Source organism: Bacillus sp. VA15, from assembly GCF_055721145.1.
In genome coordinates this window covers 1-405 of record NZ_JBVQPQ010000046.1, presented here as the reverse complement: position 1 = coordinate 405, position 405 = coordinate 1, and the positions used below count along the sequence as shown (strand labels likewise).

At 65.9% G+C, this 405-nt stretch carries 1 protein-coding gene; it reads left to right on the top strand.

Annotated features, from left to right (window positions below):
- A partial coding sequence (locus tag AC0DBE_RS21670; protein ID WP_472963769.1) for an FtsX-like permease family protein occupies positions 1 to 405 on the top strand: 405 nt, incomplete at both ends.

Genomic DNA, 405 nt, shown 5'->3' with positions numbered 1-405 from the left:
CCTTAAACAGGTCGGGCAGGTGCTGGAGCAGGTCAGCCGGGCTCTGGAGGTCATGGTGGTGCTGGTGACGATCTGCGGCGTACTGTTGCTGCTGGCCCAGGTGCAGGTCGGGATGCGGCAGCGTCATCAGGAGCTGGTGGTCTATCGCACGCTCGGGGCGAGTAAGCGACTGCTGCGCACCACGCTGTGGAGCGAGTTCGCCCTGCTGGGGCTGGTCTCGGGTCTGGTGGCGGCGATGGGTGCTGAGACGGCGTTAGCCGTGCTGCAGACCCGCGTCTTCGATTTCCCGTGGGAGCCTGACTGGCGACTGTGGTTCACGCTGCCGGTCTGCGGTGCGGTGCTGCTGTCGCTGTGCGGCGGCTGGCTCGGCACGCGATTGCTAAAAGGCAAAGCGCTGTTCCGTCA